2 pseudogenes are annotated in these 1279 nt (G+C 46.9%); both read left to right on the top strand.

The annotated features are described in order from the left end of the window. Positions 1 to 993: pseudogene (locus tag AC1DVH_RS31300) on the top strand (SAM-dependent methyltransferase); the annotation flags it as partial. Next, positions 993 to 1279: pseudogene (locus AC1DVH_RS31295) on the top strand (BsuBI/PstI family type II restriction endonuclease); the annotation flags it as partial. The pseudogenes AC1DVH_RS31300 and AC1DVH_RS31295, both read left to right, overlap by 1 nt.

The raw sequence follows: 1279 nt of genomic DNA, 5'->3' as shown, positions 1-1279 counted from the left end.
CTCCATGGCCATGCAAATTTATACGGTGTTTTTACCGATTTCGCGTTGAGGAATGTCAAGGCCGGCGGCACTATTGCATATGTAACGCCTACTTCGTTTCTGTCGGGTGTCTATTTCAAGAAYCTCAGGCAAGTTATGGGGGATAACGCTCCGCCTGTAGCGATCGACTTCGTTGAGGCACGGAAAAATGTGTTCGATGATGTGCTTCAAGAAACCGCCCTCGCAATATATAAAGCAAGCAAGCATGCTATGCCAGTGCGGGTGTCTGAGATCTCTTTGTCCATTGGCGGGTTGGAAGTAACTCAAGTTGCGAGCGTAGATCTGCCTAACGATCTATCCATGCCATGGATCATGCCTAGGAATCAGACGCAAGGCGCGCTGGTCGGTAAAATGGCAAAAATGTCTTCACGGCTGGTCGATTGGGGGTATACGGTCAGCACCGGCCCATTGGTTTGGAATAGGCATAAAAATCAGCTCGTATCAGCTCCTGGGGCGAATCGATATCCGCTTATATGGGCAGAAGCGATTACTTCAGACGGTAGGTTTGTATTTCGAGCAGAGAAAAAAAATCATGCCCCTTTTTTCAAGTTTGAAAGGGGGAATGATAGTTTGCTAGTTACTCGTCCTTGCGTGTTGCTTCAAAGAACTACCGCCAAAGAACAGGCTCGTAGATTAATTGCGGCACTACTCCCAGCGGAGTTTATAGCTATGTATGGAGGAGTGGTTGTCGAGAATCATCTTAATATGGTTCGTCCGCTAGGTGATAATCCGGTTGTAAGCGCAGATGTTATCTCTGCTTTTTTAAATAGCAGGGCTGCGGATGCAGCATTTAGATGTATTAGCGGTTCAGTGGCAGTATCGGCATACGAGCTTGAGTCTTTGCCGCTGCCATCTCCCCGCGCTTTAGCTGAGCTGAAAAAATTAGTTGCAGCGTCTGCTTCTAAAGAAGTTGTTGATGCAGCGTGTGATAAATTATATGCAAGGAAAGCATGATGCTTCCAAAGTACGCTACGTGGGAGTTGGTGGCCGAGCGTCTGCCAACCATATTTCCTGAGGGAATAGCACAACGAAACTATTGTATTCGTGAGTTATCCGCTAAGACGATTTTTACTTTTTTGTATATAGGCGCAATCGAAGGTACAGACGTCTATCTCGGGCCTATCCATGTGTATAGGATGACCGATCGTCAGTCGAAGATGTCTTCAGATGATGAGAGGCTAGCATACCGTTCAAACATGCTCAAAAAGAGCTTTCACATTGAGGGTGTACGGTGGTACGC

The organism is Pseudomonas sp. P4_C3 (genome assembly GCF_056402075.1).
This window is presented reverse-complemented; position numbering and strand designations above follow the sequence as displayed.